The sequence below is a fragment of the Pseudoalteromonas sp. UBA6610 genome, from assembly GCF_002433295.1.
GTDB classification, from domain to species: Bacteria; Pseudomonadota; Gammaproteobacteria; order Enterobacterales; family Alteromonadaceae; genus Pseudoalteromonas; species Pseudoalteromonas atlantica.
The window spans coordinates 25,136-25,439 of record NZ_DJHW01000045.1; the positions used below are offsets into that span (position 1 = coordinate 25,136).

Genomic DNA, 304 nt, shown 5'->3' on the forward strand with positions numbered 1-304 from the left:
AATTATTATGTCGCCTTTTTTAACTACTTTACCAAGCATTTCGCTGGCTTTAATCAGCGGTGTTAAATCTGGTTGTTTATGCTCATCAATAGGTGTTGGTACGGTAACAATATAGACATTACAACTTTCTAAATCTGCAACAGCAGAAGAAAAACTAAGCTGTGGTGAATCTTTAAGCTCTTCATCACTAACTTCAAGGGTAGAGTCATGGCCTGATTGTAACTGGGCAATTCGCCCTTGGTTTATATCGAAACCTAAAACAGGGAACTTTTTACCAAATTCAACTGCTAATGGAAGGCCAACA

Annotated in this window: 1 pseudogene; it reads right to left on the bottom strand. The window is 37.8% G+C overall.

Annotated features, from left to right (window positions below):
* Nucleotides 1-304: pseudogene (locus B4F91_RS06095) on the bottom strand (Vi polysaccharide biosynthesis UDP-N-acetylglucosamine C-6 dehydrogenase TviB); the annotation flags it as partial.